At 53.7% G+C, this 864-nt stretch carries 1 protein-coding gene and 1 pseudogene; both read right to left on the bottom strand.

The genetic code is table 11. The features are described from left to right. The coding region (locus SB749_RS18635) for a LacI family DNA-binding transcriptional regulator (protein WP_410711613.1) at positions 1-253 on the bottom strand (253 nt) is incomplete at its 3' end. Between the two features lie 79 nt (positions 254-332). Then, positions 333-617, bottom strand: a pseudogene (locus tag SB749_RS18640) (MFS transporter); the annotation flags it as partial. Positions 618-864 lie beyond the last annotated feature (247 nt).

Raw genomic sequence — 864 nt, forward strand, 5'->3', positions numbered from 1 at the left:
ATTTAATCGCCGCGACAATTTGCGACGGCGCGTGCAGGGCCAGACTGGAGGTGGCAACGCCAATCAGCAACGACTGTTTGCCCGCCAGTTGTTGTGCCACGCGGTTGGGAATGTAATTCAGCTCCGCCATCGCCGCTTCCACTTTTTCCCGCGTTTTCGCAGAAACGTGGCTGGCCTGGTTCACCACGCGGGAAACGGTCTGATAAGAGACACCGGCATACTCTGCGACATCGTATAACGTTACTGGTTTCACATTCACCACCCTGAATTGACTCTCTTCCGGGCGCTATCATGCCATACCGCGAAAGGTTTTGCGCCATTCGATGGTGTCCGGGATCTCGACGCTCTCCCTTATGCGACTCCTGCATTAGGAAGCAGCCCAGTAGTAGGTTGAGGCCGTTGAGCACCGCCGCCGCAAGGAATGGTGCATGCAAGGAGATGGCGCCCAACAGTCCCCCGGCCACGGGGCCTGCCACCATACCCACGCCGAAACAAGCGCTCATGAGCCCGAAGTGGCGAGCCCGATCTTCCCCATCGGTGATGTCGGCGATATAGGCGCCAGCAACCGCACCTGTGGCGCCGGTGATGCCGGCCACGATGCGTCCGGCGTAGAGGATCGAGATCTCGATCCCGCGAAATTAATACGACTCACTATAGGGGAATTGTGAGCGGATAACAATTCCCCTCTAGAAATAATTTTGTTTAACTTTAAGAAGGAGATATACATATGTTTAAACGTAAATCAACCGCAGAACTGGCAGCACAGATGGCAAAACTGAATGGTAATAAAGGCTTTAGCTCAGAAGATAAAGGCGAATGGAAACTGAAACTGGATAATGCAGGTAATGGTCAGGCAGTTATTCG

Source organism: Brevibacterium sp. SIMBA_078 (assembly GCF_046534565.1).
Taxonomy (GTDB): Bacteria; Actinomycetota; Actinomycetes; order Actinomycetales; family Brevibacteriaceae; genus Brevibacterium.